This is a genomic window from Xanthomonas sp., assembly GCF_017163755.1.
Lineage (GTDB): Bacteria > Pseudomonadota > Gammaproteobacteria > Xanthomonadales > Xanthomonadaceae > Xanthomonas_A.
Map to the genome: position 1 here is coordinate 1 of NZ_JAFIWC010000018.1, position 22,190 is coordinate 22,190.

General features: G+C 71.9%; 20 protein-coding genes. 11 read left to right on the forward strand and 9 right to left on the reverse strand.

Annotated features, from left to right (window positions below; all coding sequences use genetic code 11):
* Positions 1-20: 20 nt before the first annotated feature.
* The 5 genes from JR065_RS12975 to def all read right to left on the reverse strand — a co-directional run bounded on the left by JR065_RS12975 (position 21) and on the right by def (position 5,741).
* Entirely contained in the window at positions 21-1,052 is a 1,032-nt protein-coding gene (locus JR065_RS12975) for a glycosyltransferase (RefSeq protein ID WP_206234662.1), read from the reverse strand.
* Positions 1,053-1,119: 67 nt separating this feature from the next.
* Entirely contained in the window at positions 1,120-2,832 is a 1,713-nt protein-coding gene (locus tag JR065_RS12980; RefSeq protein ID WP_206234663.1) for an ArnT family glycosyltransferase, read from the reverse strand.
* A gap of 25 nt (positions 2,833-2,857) precedes the next feature.
* On the reverse strand, positions 2,858-4,177 hold the full coding sequence (rsmB, locus tag JR065_RS12985; RefSeq protein ID WP_241093612.1) for a 16S rRNA (cytosine(967)-C(5))-methyltransferase RsmB: 1,320 nt from the start codon (positions 4,175-4,177) through the stop codon (positions 2,858-2,860).
* A 19-nt stretch (positions 4,178-4,196) separates the two neighbouring features.
* Complete coding sequence (gene fmt, locus JR065_RS12990; RefSeq protein WP_206234664.1) at positions 4,197-5,120, reverse strand: methionyl-tRNA formyltransferase; 924 nt, start codon at positions 5,118-5,120, stop codon at positions 4,197-4,199.
* A 108-nt stretch (positions 5,121-5,228) separates the two neighbouring features.
* Positions 5,229-5,741, reverse strand: a complete 513-nt coding sequence (gene def / locus JR065_RS12995) for a peptide deformylase (RefSeq protein ID WP_206234666.1) — start codon at positions 5,739-5,741, stop codon at positions 5,229-5,231.
* Positions 5,742-5,869: 128 nt separating this feature from the next.
* Between def and JR065_RS13000 the strand changes: the two genes are divergently transcribed.
* The 9 genes from JR065_RS13000 (at position 5,870) to JR065_RS13040 (ending at position 15,393) form a co-directional block, all read left to right on the forward strand.
* Complete coding sequence (locus JR065_RS13000) at positions 5,870-7,006, forward strand: LysM peptidoglycan-binding domain-containing protein (RefSeq protein WP_206234667.1); 1,137 nt, start codon at positions 5,870-5,872, stop codon at positions 7,004-7,006.
* Positions 7,007-7,087: 81 nt separating this feature from the next.
* Complete coding sequence (dprA, locus tag JR065_RS13005) at positions 7,088-8,230, forward strand: DNA-processing protein DprA (RefSeq protein WP_206234668.1); 1,143 nt, start codon at positions 7,088-7,090, stop codon at positions 8,228-8,230.
* Positions 8,231-8,273: 43 nt separating this feature from the next.
* The gene (locus JR065_RS13010; RefSeq protein WP_206234669.1) at positions 8,274-8,747 is read left to right on the forward strand and encodes a DUF494 family protein; all 474 of its coding nucleotides are present in this window, start codon (positions 8,274-8,276) and stop codon (positions 8,745-8,747) included.
* Positions 8,748-8,782: 35 nt separating this feature from the next.
* Positions 8,783-9,484: a pilin gene (locus tag JR065_RS13015; RefSeq protein WP_206234670.1), complete on the forward strand. Its 702-nt coding sequence runs from the start codon at positions 8,783-8,785 to the stop codon at positions 9,482-9,484.
* A gap of 41 nt (positions 9,485-9,525) precedes the next feature.
* Complete coding sequence (locus JR065_RS13020) at positions 9,526-10,536, forward strand: RDD family protein (protein WP_206234672.1); 1,011 nt, start codon at positions 9,526-9,528, stop codon at positions 10,534-10,536.
* 260 nt (positions 10,537-10,796) lie between these two features.
* Positions 10,797-13,280: a DNA topoisomerase I gene (locus tag JR065_RS13025; protein WP_206234673.1), complete on the forward strand. Its 2,484-nt coding sequence runs from the start codon at positions 10,797-10,799 to the stop codon at positions 13,278-13,280.
* A gap of 111 nt (positions 13,281-13,391) precedes the next feature.
* The gene (locus tag JR065_RS13030; RefSeq protein ID WP_206234674.1) at positions 13,392-13,952 is read left to right on the forward strand and encodes an L-threonylcarbamoyladenylate synthase; all 561 of its coding nucleotides are present in this window, start codon (positions 13,392-13,394) and stop codon (positions 13,950-13,952) included.
* A 56-nt stretch (positions 13,953-14,008) separates the two neighbouring features.
* The gene (locus tag JR065_RS13035) at positions 14,009-14,740 is read left to right on the forward strand and encodes a DUF4124 domain-containing protein (RefSeq protein WP_206234675.1); all 732 of its coding nucleotides are present in this window, start codon (positions 14,009-14,011) and stop codon (positions 14,738-14,740) included.
* Between the two features lie 2 nt (positions 14,741-14,742).
* Entirely contained in the window at positions 14,743-15,393 is a 651-nt protein-coding gene (locus JR065_RS13040) for a DUF4124 domain-containing protein (protein WP_206234677.1), read from the forward strand.
* Here the strand turns inward: JR065_RS13040 and JR065_RS13045 are convergent.
* Positions 15,381-16,154 (reverse strand): SDR family oxidoreductase, encoded by a 774-nt coding sequence (locus JR065_RS13045; RefSeq protein WP_206234678.1) that lies wholly within the window; start codon positions 16,152-16,154, stop codon positions 15,381-15,383. The two genes, JR065_RS13040 and JR065_RS13045, sit on opposite strands and share 13 nt — an antisense overlap.
* Before the next feature lie 63 nt (positions 16,155-16,217).
* Between JR065_RS13045 and JR065_RS13050 the strand changes: the two genes are divergently transcribed.
* A complete protein-coding gene (locus JR065_RS13050; RefSeq protein WP_206234679.1) occupies positions 16,218-16,439 on the forward strand; it encodes a hypothetical protein in 222 nt (73 codons plus the stop codon).
* A 55-nt stretch (positions 16,440-16,494) separates the two neighbouring features.
* On the opposite strand, the gene sppA is transcribed toward JR065_RS13050, so the two are convergent.
* Both sppA and JR065_RS13060 read right to left on the reverse strand, forming a co-directional pair.
* A complete protein-coding gene (gene sppA / locus JR065_RS13055) occupies positions 16,495-18,393 on the reverse strand; it encodes a signal peptide peptidase SppA (RefSeq protein WP_206234680.1) in 1,899 nt (632 codons plus the stop codon).
* Positions 18,394-18,468: 75 nt separating this feature from the next.
* Complete coding sequence (locus JR065_RS13060; protein ID WP_206234682.1) at positions 18,469-19,836, reverse strand: MATE family efflux transporter; 1,368 nt, start codon at positions 19,834-19,836, stop codon at positions 18,469-18,471.
* 266 nt (positions 19,837-20,102) lie between these two features.
* Between JR065_RS13060 and JR065_RS13065 the strand changes: the two genes are divergently transcribed.
* The gene (locus tag JR065_RS13065; RefSeq protein ID WP_206234683.1) at positions 20,103-20,474 is read left to right on the forward strand and encodes a DUF3667 domain-containing protein; all 372 of its coding nucleotides are present in this window, start codon (positions 20,103-20,105) and stop codon (positions 20,472-20,474) included.
* Positions 20,475-20,519: 45 nt separating this feature from the next.
* Here the strand turns inward: JR065_RS13065 and JR065_RS21545 are convergent, their stop codons facing one another.
* On the reverse strand, positions 20,520-21,941 hold the full coding sequence (locus tag JR065_RS21545) for a hypothetical protein (RefSeq protein ID WP_241093604.1): 1,422 nt from the start codon (positions 21,939-21,941) through the stop codon (positions 20,520-20,522).
* Positions 21,942-22,190 lie beyond the last annotated feature (249 nt).

Below are 22,190 nucleotides of genomic sequence, written 5' to 3' on the forward strand. Positions count from 1 at the left end.
GAATGATCCGGGGACCACGCCTAACCCGACCTGACCCGCATGCGATCGGAACGGGTTTCCGACCGGGCGGCGGGCGGCGCCGCATCCCCCAGCAATTCGGCTACCATTGAAGTAAAACGCTCCGCGAACTCGCGCCGCTGCGCCTCGAAGTAGTTCCTGGCCGCGGTACCCAGCGCGTCGCACTGGGTCGGCGACAGCGCCAGCGCGCGCTCCACCGCCGCCTCGATCGCGGCGACATCGAGCTGGTAGCGCACGCCGAGGTTGTCGGCGCGCGCTCCGAGCGGTGCGATCAGCACGCCGCGCTCGCCGGTCACCAGCTCGTTCATCGGCGCGCCGTCGGTGGTCACCACCACCGCGCCCACGCTCAGCGCCTCCATGATGTAGTGGCCGAAGCCCTCGGCCTCCGACGGGCACAGGTGGAAGCGGTGGGCGTTCTGCAGGCGCCGCAGTTCGCGCTGGTCGAGGTAGCCGGTCAGGTAGTCGATGTTGCCCGCCTCGATCGGCCGCGACTTCTTCGCGTTCTGCACCACGCTCAGCCGCGGCCATTCCGGGTGCCGCGCCCAGGTCTGCAGCAGCACCGCGGTGCCCTTGGCCGAGCTGCGCCCGGCCACATGCAGGAACGCGCGTTCGCGCGGCACCTCCGGGCGATAGCAATCGTCGCTGCAGAAACTGACGAAGCCGGTCGCGCAGCCCAGCTCGCCGAAGCGCTGCTCGGCGTGCCGGGTCTTGCACAGCACGCGGTCGAAGCGCGGCAGCCACGCCAGCCACTTGTCCAGGAACCACTCCGGGTTGGGCACCAGCACGTTGCGCCGGCCGCCGCCCAGGCAGCGCGGATAGACCCGCTCCAGGAAGATCTGCAGGTCGGCGGGCCCGCGCACCAGGCCGCGCAGCCACAGCGCGAGCTCGCGCAGGCGGTTGACCGCGCGCACGGTGCCGAAGCCGAACACCTCGACCCGGTAGCGGCCGGTGCTGCGCAACGTGTCGGCGACCAGATGCAGGTCGCGGCTCAGGCCGCCGCCGTTGTCGCGGCTGATGACCCGGATCAGGCGCATGACACGCCACGCCGCAGCGCTGGCCGGCCACGCCGGACCGGGAACCGCGCCGGCGTGCGGGCGCCGCTCATTCGAAGCGGTCCTTGTCCTGTTCGCGCAGCCGGTCGCGGTCGCCCTTGGTGACCACGCAGGCGCCATGCACCGCCGATGCGGGCACCAGCCACCAGTTGCGGCGGTTGGAGACCCCGGCCAGCTGGCTGGCGTTGCGGTCCACGCAGCCCAGCATCGCCGCCTCCTGCACCAGCAGCCAGCGGCGCTGCGGGGCCTGCGCCTGCCAGGCGACGCCGCGGCGCAGCTGCTCGTCCCAGGACACCACGAAGCCGAAGGTGGTCGCGGCGCGGTCGGCCATCAACAGGTTCTGCTCCTTCCATGCCACCAGCCCCAGCTCGGCGTCCGGGCCGATGCGGCGGCCGGCCGCCTCCATCACCCCGCGCGCGGAACTGGACTTGTTGATCAGCGGATACACCATCAGCCCGGCCAGCACCCAGACCGCGGCCAGCAACGAAGCCAGCGCCGCCTGCGGACGGCGCGCGAACACCGCCAGGCTGCCGACGCCCCACAGGCCGATCGCCAGCACGGTCCAGGCCAGCGCGCGGACCGTCGGCAGATCGACGCCGCGCGCCTCCATCATCTGCGCGCGGAACCCGTGGCCGACCAGCACCGCCACGCCGACCGCGAGCAGCGCGACGGTCAGCAGCGCGGTGAACGCCAGCAACAGCCGCTTGAACGCCAGCTTGCGCAGCAGGCCCGGCAGCAGCGGCGCCAGCGCCAGGCACACCATCGGCAGCGCCGGCAGCACATAGACGTCGCGCTTGCCGCTGGGGATGGAGAAGAACAGGATGATCAGCGCCCACCACGCCAGCGGCAGCAGGTAGCGCGCATCGCGCCGGCGCAGGCGCCGCGCCCATGCCGGGACCGCCCACGGCAGGGCCAGCAGCGCCGGCAGCCACATGCTCGGCATCACCCCGAAGAAATAGAACGGGCCGTGCGGGTGGTCCCAGGACTTGGTGTAGCGCCCGGCGGTCTGCCGGAACAGGATGTCGTTGAGATAGGCGCGGTATTCGGGCTCCTGCGCCGACAGCGCCGTGGCCACCATCGGCACCAGCCAGATCGACACCGCGCCCACGAACGCCAGCGGACCGAGCCAGAAGCGCGCATCGCGCACGGCCACCTTCACCTGCGGCCAGCGCGCCAGCGACGCCAGCGCCGCCGGCAGCAGCATCAGCAGCGCGATGCCGCCCACGCCCTTGGTGATCGTGCCCAGCCCGGCGGCGAACCAGCCCAGCGTCCACATGCGCCAGTCCGGGCCGCGCAGCAGATGGCGGATCAGGCCGTAGTTGGCCAGGGTGATGAAGAACACCACCAGCGGATCGATCTGCGCCTTCTTCGCCTGGTAGGTGAAGTGGAATGCGAACAGCAGCAGATACGCCGCATACATGCCGACCCGGCGCGTCCACAGGCGCCGGCCGAGGTCGTAGACGCAGGCCAGCGTGCCCAGCCCGGCCAGCAGCGACGGCAGCAGGAACGCCACCCGCCAGTTGCCGAACACGCTGTAGAACGAGGCCTGCAGCCACATCAGCATCGGCGGCTTGTCCGAATACAGTTCGGTGCCGCGGTGCGGGAACAGCCAGTTGCCGCTGTCCACCATCTGCTTGGCGACCAGCGCGAAGCGCGGTTCGTCGGCCGGATGCGGATCGCGCAGCCCCAGCCCGGCGCCGAGTACCAGCACCGCGAGGATGGCCAACAACCAGAATTCTCGGGACGCGCGGGTCTTCAGCATGGGACGGGATGATACCGGGGCCGAATCACGCCGTCTTGCGCGCACGCGCGTAGAAAAACCCGTCGCCGTCCTGCTCGCCGGGCAGGCGCTGGCGGCCGCCGCCGGCGGCATGGCCGTAGGCGGCGCCCGGGTCCTCCGGCGCCGCATCCGCATGGCGCGCCAGGAACGCCAGCAGTTGGCGCTCGTTTTCGTCCTTCAGCAACGAACAGGTCGCGTACACCAGCACGCCGCCCGGGCGCAGCACCTGCCACGCCGCATCGAGCAGGCGCGCCTGAATGCCGCGCAACGCGGCGATGTCCTGCTGCCGGCGGTGCAGCAGCACGTCCGGCTGGCGGCGCACGATGCCGGTGGCCGAGCAGGGCGCATCCAGCAGCACCGCATCGAACGGCGTGCCGTCCCACCAGCTCGCCACGTCGGCGGCGTCGGCGGCCTGCAGCACGGCGTGTTCGCCGGCGCCGGTGCGGGCGAAGGTCTCGCGCACCCGCGCCAGCCGCCGCGCGTCCACGTCAAGCGCGGTCAGGCGCAGCGTCGGGTCGCGTTCGAGCAGGTGCGCGGCCTTGCCGCCCGGCGCGGCGCAGGCGTCGAGCACGCGCGCGCCGGGCGCCGGTGCCAGCGCGTCGGCGACCTGCTGCGCCGAGGCGTCCTGCACCGACACCGAGCCGTCGGCGAAACCGGGCAGCGCGCTCATCGCCACCGAGTCGCCGAGCCGGATCGCGTCGGCCAGCCACGGCACGGTCTCGGCTGCGATGCCGGCCTCGGCCAGGCGGCGCAGGTAGCCGTCGCGGTCGCTGCGGCGGCGGTTGACCCGCAGCCACAGCGGCGCCGCCTGCTGGCTGGCGGCGAAGATCGCCTCGGCCTGCCCGGGCCAGTCGGCGCGCACCGCCTCGCGCAGCCACAGCGGCCAGTCCGCGGCCGGCTCGGCGGCCGGCATGCCCTCGCGCAACGCGCGGCGCAACAGCGCGTTGACCATGCCGGCCTGGCGCGGCCGGTCCAGCGCGCGCGCCGCCTCGACCGTGGCCGACAGCGCCGCATGCGGCGCCAGCTGCAGCGCATCGATCTGCGCGAATCCCACCAGCAGCAGCGCGCGCAGTTCGGCGTCGCGCTGCGGCAGCTGCTTCTGCAGCCACAGCCGCAGCGCCGCCTCGTAGGCGGGACGGCGGCGCAGCACCGCAAAGCAGATCGCCTCGACCAGGGCGCGGTCGCGCGGGTCGGGCAGCGTCGGCAATGCCGCGGCCAGCTCCGCCTTCAACGAACGCCCGCGCTCGATCACCGCCACCAGCACCCGCGCCGCCGTCACCCGCGGCGCCACCCCGGGCAGCATCGCCGCGTCGTCCGGCGGGTTCATCGCGGGCAAGCGCGCCGGCTCAGGCCAGCACCGGCAGGTCGCGCCGGGCGTTGAGGTAGTCGGCGGCGGTGATCGCCTTGCCGCCCTCGCGCTGCAGCACGCGCAGGCGCAGCGCGCCCTGGCCGCAGGCGATGTCGATGCCCTGCCTGGACGCGGCCAGCACCGTGCCCGGCGCGTGCGCGTGCGCCAGCTCCAGCGCGACCGCGCCGTGCACGCGCACCCGCTCGCCGGCCAGCACCGCCTCGGCGATCGGCCAGGGATTGAACGCGCGCACCCGCCGCGCCAGCAGCTCGGCCGGCTGCTGCCAGTCCAGCCGCGCTTCGGCCTTGTCCAGCTTGTGCGCATAGGTGACGCCGGCCTGCGGCTGCGGTTGCGGCACCGGGCGGATGCCGGCGCGCAGCAGGCCCAGGCCGTCGGACAGCACCTGCGCGCCGAGCGCGGCCAGGCGGTCGTGCAGCTGCCCGCCGGTATCGGTCTCGCCGATCGGGGTGCGCTGCGACAGCAGCACCGGGCCGGTATCCAGGCCGGCCTCCATCTGCATCAGGCATACCCCGGTCTCGGTATCGCCGGCCTCGATCGCGCGCTGGATCGGCGCGGCGCCGCGCCAGCGCGGCAGCAGCGAGGCGTGCACGTTCCAGCAGCCATGGGTCGGGATCGCCAGCACCGCCTTGGGCAGGATCAGGCCGTAGGCCACCACCACCAGCAGGTCCGGCTGCAGCGCGCGCAGGGTCTGCAGCGCGTCCGGCGAACGCAGCGTCTGCGGCTGCAGCACCGGGAGGCCGCGCGCCACCGCCTCCAGCTTGACCGGCGACGGCGTCAGCCCGCGGCCACGGCCGGCAGGCCGGTCCGGCTGGGTATAGACCGCGACCACCTCATGGCGCTGCGCGGCCGCGCGCAACGACGGCACGGCGAAGTCCGGCGTACCGGCGAAGACGATTTTCATGGAGGCTGGGAACCGGAATGAGGAATGGAGAATGGGCAAGGCGCGAACCCGGAAAGGTCACGGGTACCGCACTTACGATTCCCGTTTCTCCATTCCCGGTTTCCCGCTTCAAGCTACGTGCTTGCGCGCCTTGGCCAGCTTCTTGCGCACCATCTCGCGCTTGAGCGGCGAGAGGTAGTCGACGAACAGCTTGCCGTCCAGGTGGTCCATCTCGTGCTGCACGCATACCGCCAGCAGGCCGTCGGCGGCCAGTTCCTGCGCCTGGCCGTGGCGGTCCAGGTAACGCACGGTGATGGCGTTGGCGCGGGTCACGTCGGCGTAGATGCCCGGCACCGACAGGCAGCCTTCCTGGTAGACCTGCTCGCCGTCGCGGCTGAGGATCTGCGGGTTGATGAACACCTGCGGCGCGTTCTTCTCCTCGCTGACGTCGATCACCATGAAGCGCTTGTGCACGTCTACCTGGCTGGCGGCCAGGCCGATGCCCGGGGCCTCGTACATGGTCTCGAACATGTCGTCGAGCAGGCGCTGGAACGCGGGCGTCGCCACGTCGGCGGCGTCGACCGGGACCGCCTTGGTGCGCAGGCGGGGATCGGGGAACTCGAGAATAGGTAGCAGGGCCATAGCGGTACCCAATGTGGGGGCGCCGGACAATTCGGCAAGGCCGGACAATTCTACCGCGAACCCTTGCGCTGCGCCCTGGGTTCTGGACTATAGTGCGCGGACCTGTTGGGGAATCAGGCTCCGCACTCATGTTCAATCGACTCCGTACGGTCGTCGCCGTGGCGATGCTCACCGTTGCGACCTATGCCGCTTCCACGAGCATGGCCGCCGAACACCCGGACACCTACGTGGTGCGCAAGGGCGACACCCTGTGGGACATCGCCGGGCGTTTCCTGGGCAAGCCCTGGCTGTGGCCGGAAATCTGGCAGGCCAATCCGCAGGTCCACAATCCGCACCTGATCTATCCGGGCGACGTGCTCAGCCTGGCCTACCTGGACCGCGTGGCCCGCGCCGGCGTGCGTCCCGGCCCGCGCCAGGAAGCGCCGATCAACGCGATCCCGCTGTCGGACGTCGAGCCGTTCCTGAAGAACCTGCGGGTGACCGACAGCATCGACGGCCTGCCCTACGTGGTCGGCCTGGAAGAAAACCGCATGCGCGCCACCGCCGGGCAGCTGGTCTACGCCGCCGGCCTGGCCGACGCGCAGGCCGGCCAGCGCTATGCCGTGGTGCGCCCGACCGTGCGCTACGTGCTGCCCAAGCTCAGCGACGACCTCAATGCCGACGGCCGCGTCACCCCCGGCACCGGCAACCTGTGGCAGACCTTCGTGCCGCCGGACAAGCGCCGCGAGACCCTCGGCTACGAACTGGCCCAGGTCAACGTCGGCACCGTCACCCGCACCGCCGCCGGCAGCGACCAGGTCACCACCCTGCTGCTGCACGACAGCGACCGCGAAGTGCGCTCCGGCGACCGCCTGATCGCGGTCGAGGCGCAGCCGTACGACCTGCAGTTCGTCCCGCACCCGCCGGCGCCGCAGGCGGTCGAGGCCGGGCTGCGCGTGCTCGCGGTGGCCGACGCCTTCACCGCGGCCGGCCCGCGCGACGTGATCGCGATCTCCGGCGGCAGCCGCGAGGGCATCGACAACGGCACCGTGTTCTCGCTGTGGCGCCACGGCAACCGCGTCAACGACCGCGTGCGCAGGCCCGAGACCTCGCGTGCCGACGACGGCTTCACCGGCGGCGCGGGCAGCACCGTGGCCCTGCCGGACGAGTACGCCGCCCACGCGATGGTGTTCCGCACCTTCGACAAGGTCAGCTACGCGCTGGTGATGGACGGGATCAAGCCGACCCGGATCGGCTACGACGTCAAGCACCCCGACGCACGCTGACCCGCGCACGCGGACTAGTCCTACATCCACCACCGACGGCGCCCGAGGGCGCCGTCGGCGTTTGCGGCCTAGCCTGCGCGCATGGCCGCTCGTCCCGCCCACCGTTGCGCCGCCGACGCGCTGCTGGTCCTGTCGCTGGCCGGCGGCGCCAGCGCGCCGCGGCGCCTGCTGCTCGAGCGCTGCGGCGGGGCCGGCGCCGCCCTGGCCGCCGGCCCCGCGGCCTGGCGCGCGGCCGGGCTGAGCGAGGCCCAGGCCCAGGCGCTGCGCGAGCCGGATCCCGCCGCGCTGGACGCCGCGCGCGCCTGGCTGGCGCAGCCGCGGCACCACCTGCTCGGCTGCCACGACCCCGACTATCCGGCGCTGCTGCGGCGCATCGCCGCGCCGCCGCTGGCCTTGTACGTGGACGGCGACCCGGCCGCGCTGTGGCACCCGGCGCTGGCCGTGGTCGGCAGCCGTGCGCCCAGCGCCGGCGGCCGCGACAACGCCTACCGCTTCGCGCGCGCGCTGGCCGAGGCCGGCATGGCGGTGGTCAGCGGCATGGCCGCCGGCGTGGACGCGGCCGCCCACGAGGCGGCGCTGGCGCGCGGCGGCCTGACCGTGGCCGTGGTCGGCACCGGCGCGGACCTGGCCTACCCGCGCCAGCACGCCGCGCTGCGCGCGCGCATCGCCGAGCGCGGCGCGGTGGTCAGCGAGCACCCGCCCGGCACCGGCGCCCGGCCCAGCCATTTCCCGGCGCGCAACCGGATCATCGCCGGGCTGGCGCTGGGCACGCTGGTGGTCGAGGCGGCCGAGCGCTCCGGCGCGCTGATCACCGCGCGCCTGGCGGCCGAGGCCGGGCGCGAGGTGTTCGCGCTGCCCGGCTCGATCCACAACCCGCTGGCGCGCGGCTGCCACCGCCTGATCCGCGACGGCGCCGGGCTGGTGGAAAGCGCCGAGGAAGTGCTGGCCGGGGTCGCGCCGCTGGCCGCCGAACTGGCCGATGCCTTGCGTGGGCGCCTGAACGCCCCCACACACAGGAGCGCCGAGATGGTCGGCGCCGCGCCGCCGCCTTCCGATCCCGACTACCAGCGCTTGTGGCAGGCGCTCGGTCATGACCCTACCCCTATGGATTCATTGATCGAGCGCACCGGATTGACGCCCGCCGCGCTGTCCTCCATGCTGCTGCTCATGGAACTGGACGGCAAAGTGGCGGTCGAACGCGGTCGTTACACCCGCAAACCCTAGTTTCTTCACCTCCACAGCGTCTAGCGACGCAGGCCGAGGGGCAATGAAAGAGAGCATTCTGGATGTCCTGCTGTACCTGTTCGAACACTATTTCAGCGAAGACGCGGACCCGGTCCGCGACCGCGACTCCCTCCAGAATGGCCTGATCCAGGCCGGTTTCAGCCCCACCGAGATCAGCAAAGCGTTCGACTGGCTCGATGCCCTGGCCGATCAGCGGCCGGCGGTGGCGCAGCCGCGCGTGGACGGCCCGATCCGCATCTTCCACGGCCCCGAGCTGGACAAGCTGGACGTGGAATGCCGCGGCTTCCTGCTGTTCCTGGAACAGCACGGCATCCTCGACAGCGACCAGCGCGAGCTGGTGCTGGACCGGGCGATGGCGCTGGACCAGGACGAACTGGACCTGGACGACCTGAAATGGGTGGTGCTGATGGTGCTGTTCAACCAGCCCGGCGCCGAGGCGGCCTACGCCTGGATGGAAACCCAGATGTTCGTCGACGAACCGGAGCCGCTGCACTGAGCTGAAGGGCCCGTGCACGGACGCAGGAGAGAACCTTGAGCCACTGGTACTACGCCGATGCCGCGCGCCAACGGCACGGGCCGCTGAGCAGCGCGGCCCTGCTGGAGCTGCTGCAGGGCGGACAGCTGCACCCCGACACCCTGGTCTGGCGCGAGGGCCTGCCGGCCTGGGCGCCACTGCGCTCGTTCGCCGAGGAACTCGGCCTGCCTGCCGCCGCGGCCGCGCTGCCCCCGCCGCTGCCTGCGCCGGCCGCTGCGCCTGCCGCCGCCGTCGCCACTGCTGCCGCGCCCAAATCCGGGCTGTCCGGCTGCGCGATCGGCGGCATCATCGCCGCGGCGGTCGGGGTGGTGGGGCTCGCGGTGATCGGCGTGCTCGCCGCGATCGCGGTACCGGCGTACCAGGAGTACACGCTGCGCGCCAAGAGCACGGCGGCGATCGGCCAGATGGAGGCGCTGAAGCCGCAGATCGAGGCCTACATCGCCGAGCAGCAGCGCTGCCCGGTCAACGGCGACGACGGCTTCGGCACGCCGGAAAGCTACGCCGACGCGCAGATCGCGCAGGTCCGGGTCGGCCGTTTCGACAACGGCCATTGCGGCCTGGAAGCCACCTTGCGCGAGCCCGGCCGCGATGCGCTGGATGGCAAAGCGCTGTGGCTGGACTACGATGAACAAAGCGCCGCCTGGACCTGCAGCGCCGAAGTGGACGACCGCTATCTGCCCGTGCACTGCCGCGGCTGACACGATAGCGGGACGATGGACAGCAACCGGGGAAATGGACAATGACTGAGTGGTACTACGCCGACGCTGCGCAGCAGCGTCATGGACCGATGCCGGCCGACGCGGTGAAGCAGCGCTTCGAACGCGGCGAACTGGGGCTGACCACGCTGGTGTGGCGCGACGGCCTGAGCGAATGGCGCGCGCTGGGCGACTTCGTCGACGAGCTGGGGCTGGGCCAGGCGCCGTCGCCGCTGCCGGCCGTGCCGGTCGCCGAAGACATGGGCTTGGACACGGCCACGCCGGCCGCAGCCGCAGGCACCGAGCCGGGCGTCGAGCCCGGGGCCGCCGCTGCCACGCAGCCGTTGCCCAGCGCCTGGACCAGCCCCACTCCCGCCGCCGACAGCGCCTATTCGCCCTACGCCGCCCCCGCCGCGGCACTGGCCCCGGAGACCAATTTCGTCGCCGGCGGCGAGGTGGTCCAGGCCGGCTTCTGGAAGCGCACCGCGGCCTACCTGATCGACGGCATGCTGATCGGCATCGTCGCGCAGGTGGTGCAGGTGATCGTGATGATCGGCTTCTTCGGCTTCAGCGGCCTCGCCGGCGCCGGCTCGGCGCCGGATTTCGGCACCGCCAGCGGCATCATCATGCTGCTGCTGGTCTATCTGTTGCCGCTGGCGATCTCGGCGCTGTACTTCGGCGCCTTCCACGCCTCGGCCAGCCAAGCCACCCTGGGCAAGATGGCGATCGGCATCAAGGTGGTGCGCAGCGACGGCAGCCGCATCACCCTGGGCCGCGGCATCGGCCGCTACTTCGGCTTCATGCTCAGCAGCATCACCCTGGGCATCGGCTTCCTGATGGCGGCCTTCACCGAGCGCAAGCAGGCCCTGCACGACATGCTCTGCGACACCCTGGTGGTAGACAAGTGGGCGTTCACCAACCATCCGGAGTGGCAGCAGCGCCAGCTGGGCACGGTCACCATCGTGATCCTGTCGCTGTTCGGCGTGCTGATGGTCGGGATCGTGTTGCTGCTGATCGTGTTGATCGGCGTGGCCGCCAGCGGCAACTGGCACTGACGGCCGGGACTCGGGACCCGAAGAACCGAAGCCGGTGGAGCCCCCGCGGGCCTGGGCATTTCAGGCATCGCGGGGCCGGGGCGCTTGACAGCCGCTGCCGGACATGTCCACTAATAAAAAAGAGACGCAGCTGAACGCCCGGGGTACCTGCCCCGGGCGTCGGCCGCGCTGAACCACCGCAACGCTTCACTAACCGGAGCAATTGCGCCACCCTACCGCCCCCAGGGCGCCCGCCCCGCCCATTCGAAGCCCACCTCATCATGTCCAAGCACCTGCTCATCGTCGAATCGCCTGCCAAGGCCAAGACGATCAACAAATACCTCGGCAAGGACTTCCACGTCCTGGCCTCGTATGGGCACGTGCGCGACCTGATCCCAAAAGAGGGCGCGGTGGATCCGGACGATGGCTTCGCGATGCGCTACGCGCTGATCGAGAAGAACGAAAAGCACGTCGAAGCCATCGCCAAGGCCGCCAAGATCGCCGACGACATCTATCTGGCGACCGACCCGGACCGCGAGGGCGAGGCGATCAGCTGGCACATCGCCGAGATCCTGAAAGAGCGCGGGCTGCTCAAGGACAAGCCGCTGCACCGGGTGGTGTTCACCGAAATCACTCCGCGCGCGATCAAGGAGGCGATGGCCAACCCGCGGCAGATCGCCGTGGACCTGGTCGATGCGCAGCAGGCGCGGCGCGCGCTGGACTACCTGGTCGGCTTCAACCTCTCGCCGGTGCTGTGGCGCAAGGTGCAGCGCGGCCTGTCCGCCGGCCGCGTGCAGTCGCCGGCGCTGCGCATGATCGTCGAGCGCGAGGAGGAGATCGAAGCCTTCGTCGCCCGCGAGTACTGGAGCATCGGCGCCGACTGCCTGCACCCGTCGCAGCCGTTCGCGGCCAAGCTGGTCAAGCTCGACGGGCAGAAGTTCGAGCAGTTCACCATCACCGACGGCGACACCGCCGAAGACGCGCGGATGCGCCTGCAGAAGGCCGCGCAGGGCGCGCTGCACGTCACCGACGTGGCCAGCAAGGAGCGCAAGCGGCGCCCGGCGCCGCCGTTCACCACCTCCACGCTGCAGCAGGAGGCCTCGCGCAAGCTCGGTTTCACCACCAGCCGCACCATGCGCGTGGCGCAGAAGCTGTACGAAGGCGTGACCCTGGGCGACGAAGGCACGGTCGGCCTGATCAGCTACATGCGTACCGACTCGGTGAACCTGTCGCAGGACGCACTGGCCGAGATCCGCGACGTGATCGCGCGCGACTTCGGCACCGGCGCGCTGCCGGACAAGCCGAACATGTACCAGACCAAGTCCAAGAACGCGCAGGAAGCGCACGAGGCGATCCGTCCGACCGCCGCGCTGCGCACGCCGACGCAGATGGCCAAATACCTGGACGACGACGGCCGCCGCCTGTACGAGCTGATCTGGAAGCGCGCGGTGGCCTGCCAGATGGTGCCGGCGACGATGAACACGGTGACCGTGGAACTGGCCGCCGGCAGCGAGCATAGCTTCCGCGCCAGCGGCACCACGGTGATCGACCCGGGCTTCCTGGCCGTGTACGAGGAAGGCAAGGACCAGAAGGCCGCCGAGGACGAGGACGAGGGCCGCAAGCTGCCGGCGATGAAGCCCGGCGACCGCATCCCGCTCGACCGCATCCACGCCGACCAGCATTTCACCGAGCCGCCGCCGCGCTACTCGGAAGCCTCGCTGGTCAAGACGCTCGAGGAATACGGCATCGGCCGTCCGTCGACCTACGCCTCGATCATCCAGACCCTGCTGTTCCGCAAGTACGTGGAGCTGGATGCGCGCCGTTTCCGCCCGTCGGACGTCGGCCGCGCGGTCAGCAAGTTCCTGTCCGGCCACTTCACCCGCTACGTCGACTACGACTTCACCGCCAAGCTCGAGGACGAGCTGGACGCGGTGTCGCGCGGCGAGGAGGAATGGCGGCCGCTGATGGAGAAGTTCTGGGGCCCGTTCAAGGAACTGGTCGAGGAGAAGAAGGAATCGGTGGACCGCTCCGAGGCCACCGGCGCGCGCGAGCTCGGCACCGACCCCAAGACCGGCAAGCCGGTCAGCGTGCGCCTGGGCCGCTTCGGGCCGTACGCGGCGATCGGCAGCACCGCCGAGGACGCCGAGGACAAGCCCAAGTTCGCGTCGCTGCGCCCCGGGCAGAGCATGCACACCATCACCCTGGAGGACGCGCTGGAGCTGTTCCTGATGCCGCGCGCGCTCGGTGAGGACAAGGGCGAGGACGTCAGCGTCGGCATCGGCCGCTTCGGTCCGTTCGCCAAGCGCGGCAGCGTCTATGCCTCGCTGAAGAAGGAAGACGACCCGTACACCATCGACCTGGCGCGCGCGGTGTTCCTGATCGAAGAGAAGGAAGAGATCGCGCGCAACCGCATCATCAAGCAATTCGAAGGCAGCGACATCCAGGTGCTCAACGGCCGCTTCGGCCCGTACATCAGCGACGGCAAGCTCAACGGCAAGATCCCCAAGGACCGCGAGCCGGCCACGCTGACCCTGGAAGAAGTGCAGAAGCTGCTGGAAGAGACCGGCAAGCCGGCGCGCCGCGGCTTCGGCGCCAAGAAGACCGCCAAGAAGGAAGCCGCGCCGAAGAAGGCCGCGGCCAAGAAGGCCGCCGCCGACGCGCCGGCGAAGACCGCGGCCAAGAAGACCGCCAAGAAGGCGACCAAGAAGACCGCGAAGAAGGCGGTCAAGAAGGTCGCCAAGAAGGCGGTCGCCAAGACCGCCTGACCGGGCATCCGCTCCACCCGCGTGCGGCCGCCTGCCGTACGCGCGGCCGCCGGCGGATTTCCGACCGCCTTGCGCATTGCCGGCCCCGGCGGCGTGCCGCATCATTGGCCCATGACCGATCTGTCGCCGAGCCAAGCCGTCGCCGCGTTGCAGCGCGGCGGGGTGATCGCCTACCCCACCGAAGCGGTCTGGGGGCTGGGCTGCGACCCGTTCGACGAGGCCGCGGTGACCCGCCTGCTGCGGATCAAGCAGCGCCCGGTGGACAAGGGCCTGATCCTGATCGCCGCCGACCTGGACGCGCTGCGCCCGCTGCTCGACCTGTCCGCGGTCCCGCACCCGCGCCTGGCCGAGGTGCTGTCGAGCTGGCCCGGCGCGCATACCTGGGTGCTGCCGGCCTCGGACCTGGCGCCGCGCTGGATCACCGGCCAGCACCGCGGCATCGCGGTGCGGGTCAGCGCCCATCCGCAGGTCGTGGCGCTGTGCCGCGCCTGGGGCGGCGCGCTGGTGTCGACCAGCGCCAATCTCGCCGGCGAGCCGCCGGCGTACCGCCGCGACGCGTTGGATCCGCGGCTGCTGGACGCGATCGACGGCGTGCTCGACGGCCAGACCGGCGCGCTGGCGCAACCCACCCCGATCCGCGACGCCTGCAGCGGGCAGGTGCTGCGCGGCTGAATCGCGGCCGCGCGCGCTCACTTTCCCTGGCGCGGCAACGCGCGCAAGATGCGCGCATGCCGTCCATCGCCCGCCTCCGCCGCCTTTCGCTGTCCGTACTGCTGCTGCCGCTGGCCGGCGCCGCCTGGGCGCAGAGCGCGAGCACCACCAGCACCACCGCCGGCGGCGACGGGCAAGGTTCGGTGCGCATCTACCGCTGCGCCGGTTCCGGCGGCGCGGTGAGCCTGCAGAACGTCCCGTGCGAGAACGGGCGGCCGCAGCAGGTACGCGACATGCAGCGCCCGCGCGACCCGCCGCCGCGCGCGACCACCACGCTCAGCACCGACCCGGCGCGCGACGCCGCCGCGCCCGCGCCGCTGCCGCAGCGCGAGATCCGCATCGTCACCGTGCAGCCGCCGCAGCCGATGTACGAATGCGTCACCGAAGACGGCGAGCGCTACACCAGCGAAAGCAACGAGGGCAACCCGCGCTGGGTGCCGATCTGGACCGTGGGCTATGTCGGCGGCTACGGTCCGGGGCATCGCCCCGGCCGTGGCCACGGCGGCGGCGAACGCCCGCGGCCGGTGCCGGTCCATCCGGGCGCCGGCGTGGTGGTGCCGGCCGGCAGCACCCTGGTGCGCGACGTCTGCAACGCGCTGCCGCCGCAGGAGGTCTGCGCGCGCCTGGCCGACCGCCGCTGGGAGCTGATCCGCCGCTACAACAGCGCGCTGCAAAGCGAACGCCGCGCGCTGGAAACCGAGCAGCGCGGCATCGACGCGCGGCTGGACCGCGATTGCGGCGGCAGCTGAGCATGCGCCTGGACATCGGCACGTTCCTGCTGCTTGCGCTGCTCGGCGCCGGCACCGGCGCCGCGCATGCCGAAGAAGTGGTGTTCTACCGCTGCACCGACGCGCAGGGCGCGCTGACCCTGCAGAACATGCCGTGCGCCAAAGGCATGCGCCAGGAAAAGAAGATCATGCAGGGCGTCAACAGCGCCCCGGCCTACGCGCCGGCCTACGTGGCGCCAGCGACGCCAGCTGCGCCCGCGGCATCCGCCGCGGCGGCCGGCGCTCCGGTGCCCGCGCCGGTCGCGCCGCCTCCAGCATCCGCCGACGCCCCGCGGCTGCCGCCGCCGCCGCTGTACCAGTGCAGCACCCGCGACCGCGACAGCTACGTCAGCGAGGACGCCGAACCGGCCTCGCGCTGCCTGCCGCTGAAGACCGTCGGCCTGGACGGCAGCGCCGCCAAGGCCGCCGGCAGCGCCTGCGAAGTGGTCCGCGACAGCTGCGCGCGGGTGCCCGACGGCGCCGCCTGCGAGGCATGGAAGAAGTACGCGGCCGAGGCCGAATCGCACTGGCGCTTCGCCGTGCCCGAGCACGTCGAGCAGCGCCGGCAGGAATACCAGCGCCGCCAGCGCGTGGTCGAGGAAAGCAGCTGCGGCGCGCCGGCTCAGAAGCCGTAGCGCAGGAACCCGCCGTCCACCGCGATGCATTCGCCGGTGATGTAGCTGGCCGCCGGCAGGCACAGGAAGCCGACCGCGGCCGCCACCTCCTCCGGTTCGCCGATCCGGCGCATCGGCGTGCGCTCGATCACCTGCTCGTAGTAGTCCGGGTCCGACAACGGCCCGGAGGTGCGGCGGGTGCGGATGTACCACGGCGCCACCGCATTGACCCGGATCCCGTCCTCGGCCCACTCGGCGGCCAGGTTGCGGGTCAGCTGGTGCAGCGCGGCCTTGGTCATGCCGTAGGGCGCGCCGCTGCGCACGTGGGTCAGGCCGGAGACGCTGCCGACGTTGACGATCGCCGAGGCCGCGTGCTGGGCCAGCAGCGGATGCGCATAGCGCGACAGCTCGAACGCCGAGAACAGGTTGGTCTCGAAGATGCCGCGCCACTCGTCCTCGGTGTAGTCCACCGCGGCCTTGCTGATGTTGCCGCCGGCGTTGTTGACCAGCAGGTGCAGGCCGTCGGCATGGTCCTCGACCCAGTCCAGGATCTCGCGCCGGTCCTCGTCGTCGGCCACGTCGGCGGCCAGCGCCAGGATGCGCTGCCCGGGAAACGCGTCGGCCAGCTCGTCGCGCGCCGCTTCCAGCGCGTCGATGTCGCGCGCCACCAGCATCAGTTCGGCACCGAAGCCGAGCAGCTCGCGCGCGATCGCCAGGCCGATGCCGGCGCTGGCGCCGGTGATCAGTGCGGTCTGTCCGTCCAGCCGCCAACGTTGCTGCATCGCCTTGCCTGTGTGCGTCGGGTTGGGCGTAGGATAACCCCCACGCTCAACCAGGTCGCCCCGATGAAAACCGCGCTGAGTCTGGTCCTGTCGTTGTCGCTGCCGGCCGCGCTGGCGGCATGCAAGCCCACTCCCGAGCCGCCGGACAAGCCGGTCGAGCCGCAGGCCACCGCGCTGCGCGATGCGATCGCGCAGCCGCTGGATCGCGCCAAGCAGGCGCAGGCCGGCGTGGAACGGGCCGCGGCGCAGCAGGACGCGGCGATCGACGCCGCCACCGGACAATGAAAAACGCCGGCGCGAGGCCGGCGTTCGGGTGACGTTGGCTCGGCCGCGCTCGCGGTCAGAAGCCGCAGAAGCAGTACGCCAGCGCCTTCACCGGCGCGCCGTTGCGGTCCTGGGTGGCGTCCTGCACGAAGCGCAACTGCGTATCCAGCTCCGGCAGGTTGCGCGCCAGCAGCGCGTGCGCCAGCGCCGAATCGCCCAGCATCCACGCGCCCATGCGACTGCCGGCGAAACCGCTGACGAACTGCGAGAACGGCGTGGCCGGCTTCTCGATGTAGCGCACGCGGTACTTGTCGCGCTCGCCCAGCTTGGCGCGCGCGGCGGCATCGGCCACCGCGTCCTTGAACCCGCCGAAGGCGTCGACCAGGCCGCGCTCCTTGGCCTGCGCGCCGCTCCACACGCGGCCGCGCGCGATCTGGTCGATCGCCTCGACCGGCTTGTGCCGCGCCTGCGCCACGCGCCCGGTGAAGTCGGCGTAGCCCTTGTTGATCACCGACTGGATCACCTGCCCCACCGCCGGATCCATCGGCCGCGAGATGTCGAACGCGCCGGCGAAACGGGTGGTGCCCACGCCATCGGTGTGCACGCCGATCTTGTCCAGGCTGCGGGCGATGTTGGGGATCATGCCGAAGATGCCGATCGAGCCGGTGATCGTCGACGGATCGGCGTAGATGCGGTCGGCGTTCATGCTGATCCAGTAGCCGCCGGACGCGGCCAGGTCGCCCATCGACACCACCACCGGCTTGCCGGCGGCCTTCAGCGCCACCACCTCGCGGCGGATCTGCTCGGAGGCGAACACTTCGCCGCCCGGCGAATCCACGCGCAGCACCACCGCCTTCACGTCGTCGTCGTCGCGCGCCTCGCGCAGCAGCGCCGCGGTCGATTCGCCGCCCACGCGCCCGGCCGGCTGCTCGCCGCCGCTGATCTCGCCGGCGGCGACCACCACCGCCACCTGCGGCCGCGCGTCCACCGGCGACTGGCGCATGTCCACCTGCTGCAGGTAGCCGTCCAGGCCGACGTTGCGGAAGCCGCTGTCGGCATCGTCGTCGGCGACGCCGCGCTCGGCCAGCAGCTGCTCGACCTCCTCGCGCGTCTTCAGGCCGTCGACCAGCTTCTGCTGCAGCGCGAACTTGGCCAGGTCGCCGCCGGCCGCGGCGATGCCCTCGGGCATGGTGTCGATGCCGGCGCCGATCTGCTGCGGGCTCAGCTTGCGCGCCTTGGCGATGTCGGCCAGGTAGCGCTGCCACACGTCGTTCATCCAGAACAGGTCCGCTTCCTTCGCATCGGCCGAGGCCGCATCGAGGATGTACGGCTCGGCGGCGGACTTGTATTCGCCGACGCGGAACAGGTGCACGTCCACGCCGAGCTTGTCCTGCAGGCCCTCGCGGAAGTACTGCCGGTAGCGCCCCAGGCCCTCCAGCACCACCGCGCCCATCGGATCCAGATAGACCTCGTCGGCCTGCGCCGCCAGCAGGTACTGCCACTGGCTCATGCTGTCGCTGTAGGCGACGACCTGCTTGCCCGACGCGCGCAGGTCCTGCAGCGCGGCGGCCACCTCGCGCATCGACGCGAAGCCGCTGGGCTGCAGCTTGTCCAGGCGCAGCGCGACGCGCTCGATCTTCTTGTCGTCCTTGGCCGCCTCCAGCGCGCGCACCAGGTCGCGCAGCTGGATCTCCTCGGCGCCCTTGTCGCCCATCGCCTTGGTCAGCGCGCGGCTCACCGGGTCGGCGCTGAACTGTTCGACCAGCTTGCCTTCCGGCGCGATCAGCAGCGTGGTGCGGTCCTGCAGCGGCTTGGCGCCGCTGCCGCGCGCCATCGCGAACACGAACAGCAGCAGGATCAGGAACAGCAACCCGAAGAACGCGAGGTTCAGGATCAGCCGGCGGGTGAAGTTCATCACATCCCACAGGCCAACGAAGAAGCCGACGATGGGGTTGCGACGCACGGGTTGGTTCATGGAAAACTCCGGGGAAAAGGCGTCTTGCTGAGGCGCAGCATACCGGCTGCCCAGGTCGAAGGCATGCGCCTGAAGTCAGGGGGCCGAGGCGGCCAGCAGGCGCCGGCTGCTGATCCGGAACCGCCAGCCCATCATCACCGCCGCGGCGGTCAGGCCCAGGATCAGCCCGATCCACATGCCCTGCGGTCCCCAGCCCAGCCACAGGCCCAGCCCGGCGCCCAGCGGCATGCCCAGCCCCCAGTAGGAGCACAGCGCCAGCAGCATCGGCACCCGGGTGTCCTTGAGCCCGCGCAGCGCGCCGCCGGACAGCACCTGCAGCCCGTCGGGGAACTGGAACGCGGCCGCGTACAGCAGCAAGGTCGAGGCCAGCCCGGCGACGGCGATGTCGCGGGTATAGATGCCGACGATGGCGTCGTGGCCGAACAGCAGCACCAGCGCCGACAGCGCCTGCGTGCCGAGCACGATCGCATAGCCGGCCCAGGCCGCGCCGCGCACGCCGACCGCGTCGCCGGCGCCGGCCGCGCGCCCGACCCGCACCGTGGTCGCCTCGGCCACGCCCATCGGCACCATGAAGCACAGCTGGGCCACGTTGATCGCGATCTGGTGCGCGGCGGCCGGCACCTCGCCCAGCCGCGCGATCAGCAGCGCGGTGGTGATGAACAGGCCGCCCTCCATCAGGATGGTGATGCCGATCGGCAGGCCGGTCTTGAGCAGTCCGCCGATCGCGCGCAGGTCCGGCGGCTCGAACGTGGCGAACAGGCGCAGCGGCGCGAAGCGTTTGGAGCGCATCAGGTACACGGCGAACACGATCGCCTGCATCCACATCATGATCGCCGAGGCCATGCCCAGCCCGCCGGCGCCGCGCTCGCGCAGCCCGAACAGGCCGAACGTCAGCACGTAGCCCAGCGGCCCCAGCACCAGCAGCCCGCCGAACCCCAGCAACATCGTCGGCAGCGTCCAGTGCATGCCTTCGCTGAGGTAGCGCATGCAGAAGTACAGCACCATCGCCGGCACGCCCCAGCGGATCGCATGCAGGAAGTCGCGCGCGCCCGGCACGATCTCCGCGGCGATGCCCAGCTGCGGCAGCGCCAGCGGCATCACGCTCAGGAACGCGAACATCACCACGCCCAGGCCCAGCGACAGCCACAGCGCCTGGCGGAACATCGGTCCGATCTGCGCATGGCGGCGGCCGCCGTCGAGCTGCGACACCGACGCGGTCAGCGCGATCAGCGTGCCGATCGGGATCATCATCGGCAGCCACAGCAGCGCCGTGCCCACGGTCACCGAGGCCAGCGTGCGGGTGCCGTGATGCCCGGCGATCACGTTGTCGACGAAGCTGATCAGGCCGGCGGACACGTGCCCCAGCACCAGCGGCAAGGCGAGCTGCGCGGTGGTGCGCAGTTCGCGGCCCCGGACCGAGGCCGGGGTGGAAGAGGAAGACATGACGGACTCTGGCGATCTCGCCACTACGGCCGCGCGGGAGCGCTGGCGCCGGGTGGCGGAGGGCCGGTATCTTACCTGCTCGCACCCGGGGATGCAGGCGCGATGGGCAACGACACGCGCGCGGCGCCGGCAGCGTGCGCGAACTGCGCGACGACGTTGCACGGCCACTACTGCCACCACTGCGGGCAGTCGACGCACAACCCGCTGCGCGACGTGCGCCACGCGATCGAGGACGTGTTCGATCGTTCCGGCACCTGGACGGGTGTGTGTTCAGAACCCTTGCCGACCTACTGTTGCCCGGCCGGGTCGCGCGCAACTACATCGGCGGCCACCGGGTGCGCTACGTGGCGCTGTCGGTGCTGACCTTCTTCCTCGCCCAGTACGTGATCCATTTCGGCAGCGGCCGGGCGCAGGCGCAGCCGGCCCAGGCGCAGGCCCCGCGCGATCCGTTCGCGCGCACGGCCAGCGCCGAGGACGTGGAGGCGGTGCGCGCTGCATTGTTGAACGCACTGCGGTCGGCGCGCGAAGCGGTGCCGGTATCGCTGGCCGATGCGCGGATCGGCATCGATGCCGGCACTACCTGCTGGTCGGCGGCCTGTACGCCAGCCTGGTGGGCATCGCCGCGCTATGGCGGCTGATCGACAGCCTGGTGCGGCTGCGAGGCGGACACGCCACCGCGCCGATCAGCGCGTGGCGCGCTGGCGCAGCCACGCCGCACGGGTCTCGGCGCTTTGCGCCAGCAGCTCGCTGCGCAGCGCCGCGCGTTCCTGCGGCGGCGTGCGCTGCGACAACAGCGCCAGCTGCTCGCGCTGGTCGGCCGGCAACGCGCGCAGCAGCGCCAGTAGCCCCGCGCGCTGCGGCTCGGGCACGTAGCCGACCAGGGGCTGCAGCGCCCAGTACTCGGCGCCCAGTTCGGGGCCGAGCAGCCAGCCGTGGCGCTCCAGCTGGTCGAGCGCGGCGAATTCGTCGCGCAGCTTGTGCTGCTGCTCGCCCGGCAAGGCGCCGAACGCCGTCGCCACCTGGCGCAGGCGGGCCTGTACCGCCGCATCCAGCGCGTTCCACGCCGCCTCGCGCTCGTGCAGCTGCGCAGGGGTCAGCGCCGGCGGCGGCGCCGCGGAGGCGGCGGACACCGTCGCGGTGCTCACCGCGGCCGTGGCCGCCGCGGCATCGCCGGCGGCCGGCGCGGCGTCCTCGGCGCCCGGCGCCTCGCGCTCGATCCGCGCCGCCGGCGCGCCGGCGGCGTACCAGGCGTAGAAATCCAGGTCGTAGATCGCCGCCTCGGGCAGCGGCGCCGGCGGCGCGGCGGGCAACGGCGGCGGCGGGGCCGGGCCGGACTCGGCCGGCAGCGCCTCCACCTGCACCGGACCGGTATCGCCCAGCGCCAGGTTGGCGTCGTCGGACGGCGCCTGCCGTGGCGCGCCCCACCACAGCGACGCCACGAGCAGGCTGGCCACGACCAGCGCGACCGCCAGCGCCAGCCGCGGCCGGGTGACCCAGCCACGGCGTGGCGGCGGCGGATCCGCGGCCGGCGGCGTGACCGGGCGCGGGGGCGCGCCACCGCCGAGCGCCGCCTCGCCCAGCGCCGCCAACGCCTGCAGGCGCGCCGGCGGCAGTTCGCGAAGATGCTGTTGCGCCGCGTCGGCCAGCGCGCGCCAGCCGCCGGCGTCGGGCTGGCCGTCGGCCGCGCGCGGGCAGGCGCGCGCCAGCGCCTGCTGGTACTGGGTCTGGGTCTGATCGAGCACCCGCGCCGCCGTGGCCTCGTCGAGGCCGGCGACGATCCGCAGCAGCAGCGCCAAGCGGTCGGCCGGGTCGAGCCGTTGCAGGTGCGACAGCCCCGGCGGCCAGCTCGCCGCTGCGCCCGCCGGCGTGCGCAGCGTCGGCACCGCCGCCAGCAGCTTCCAGAAGCGCAACGGCCATTCAGCCATCGGCAACGCCGCGGCGTGGGTGCGGAACGCCCGCATCGCCGCGGCCAGCGCGCGCAGACCGTGATCGGCATCGCCGAGTTGCAGTTCCGCCACCACGGCGGCACGACGTTCCGTACCGCGCAGGAAAGCGGCCAGGGCGGGCGGCGTGGCCGCACCGGCGGAGGAAGGCGCGGCGGTCATCGGGACTCCATCATCGACGCGATGATAGCGACGACACCGCTGCGCCGCGCGCTTGACAGCCGGGCCAAATCCGCTCTCCCAAAGCGGCCGGGGCGTCGCCGCAGGCGCGGGTTGTGCACAGCACGATGCGAAGCGCCCTGCGGCGTCTGTCAAGCCCTCCCGGAATCATGTTGCAATCGTGTTTCACGGCTAAGTACATGGTTTTATAAGGGTTTATCGGAGTGGCGTTTTTTTGTCCAAGTCGTGGCA

Coding starts and splice junctions, on each gene's coding strand:
- JR065_RS12975 (WP_206234662.1), bottom strand. CDS start 1,052: ATGCGCCTGATCCGGGTCATCAGCCGCGACAACGGCGGCGGCCTGAGC.
- JR065_RS12980 (WP_206234663.1), bottom strand. CDS start 2,832: ATGCTGAAGACCCGCGCGTCCCGAGAATTCTGGTTGTTGGCCATCCTC.
- rsmB (WP_241093612.1), bottom strand. CDS start 4,177: ATGAACCCGCCGGACGACGCGGCGATGCTGCCCGGGGTGGCGCCGCGG.
- fmt (WP_206234664.1), bottom strand. CDS start 5,120: ATGAAAATCGTCTTCGCCGGTACGCCGGACTTCGCCGTGCCGTCGTTG.
- def (WP_206234666.1), bottom strand. CDS start 5,741: ATGGCCCTGCTACCTATTCTCGAGTTCCCCGATCCCCGCCTGCGCACC.
- JR065_RS13000 (WP_206234667.1), top strand. CDS start 5,870: ATGTTCAATCGACTCCGTACGGTCGTCGCCGTGGCGATGCTCACCGTT.
- dprA (WP_206234668.1), top strand. CDS start 7,088: ATGGCCGCTCGTCCCGCCCACCGTTGCGCCGCCGACGCGCTGCTGGTC.
- JR065_RS13010 (WP_206234669.1), top strand. CDS start 8,274: ATGAAAGAGAGCATTCTGGATGTCCTGCTGTACCTGTTCGAACACTAT.
- JR065_RS13020 (WP_206234672.1), top strand. CDS start 9,526: ATGACTGAGTGGTACTACGCCGACGCTGCGCAGCAGCGTCATGGACCG.
- JR065_RS13025 (WP_206234673.1), top strand. CDS start 10,797: ATGTCCAAGCACCTGCTCATCGTCGAATCGCCTGCCAAGGCCAAGACG.
- JR065_RS13030 (WP_206234674.1), top strand. CDS start 13,392: ATGACCGATCTGTCGCCGAGCCAAGCCGTCGCCGCGTTGCAGCGCGGC.
- JR065_RS13035 (WP_206234675.1), top strand. CDS start 14,009: ATGCCGTCCATCGCCCGCCTCCGCCGCCTTTCGCTGTCCGTACTGCTG.
- JR065_RS13040 (WP_206234677.1), top strand. CDS start 14,743: ATGCGCCTGGACATCGGCACGTTCCTGCTGCTTGCGCTGCTCGGCGCC.
- JR065_RS13045 (WP_206234678.1), bottom strand. CDS start 16,154: ATGCAGCAACGTTGGCGGCTGGACGGACAGACCGCACTGATCACCGGC.
- JR065_RS13050 (WP_206234679.1), top strand. CDS start 16,218: ATGAAAACCGCGCTGAGTCTGGTCCTGTCGTTGTCGCTGCCGGCCGCG.
- sppA (WP_206234680.1), bottom strand. CDS start 18,393: ATGAACCAACCCGTGCGTCGCAACCCCATCGTCGGCTTCTTCGTTGGC.
- JR065_RS13060 (WP_206234682.1), bottom strand. CDS start 19,836: ATGTCTTCCTCTTCCACCCCGGCCTCGGTCCGGGGCCGCGAACTGCGC.
- JR065_RS21545 (WP_241093604.1), bottom strand. CDS start 21,941: ATGACCGCCGCGCCTTCCTCCGCCGGTGCGGCCACGCCGCCCGCCCTG.